This is a genomic window from Burkholderia sp. AW33-5 (genome assembly GCF_053427615.1).
Map to the genome: position 1 here is coordinate 1 of NZ_JBSAXA010000148.1, position 201 is coordinate 201.

1 protein-coding gene is annotated in these 201 nt (G+C 58.2%); it reads right to left on the reverse strand.

Annotation, left to right across the window (positions count from 1 at the left end; translation table 11 throughout):
- On the reverse strand, positions 1 to 201 hold a 201-nt coding region (locus ACV22V_RS32770; protein WP_448016888.1), incomplete at both ends, for a penicillin acylase family protein.

The window sequence follows — 201 nt, forward strand, 5'->3', positions numbered from 1 at the left end:
CGAGAATTGTCCCAGTCGCCCACGTCGACGATCACGCGAAACGATGGCCCGATAGTTTGCACGAAGTCGCTCGCACGATACGTCGACTGGTTCGGCGTATACGCGCTGCCGCCTTTGCCGATCGGTCCGACATTGAGCTTCGCACGCATCTCGCTGTCGACGAGATCGGCAAATGGATGTGCATTGAGGTTCGTCTGCAGT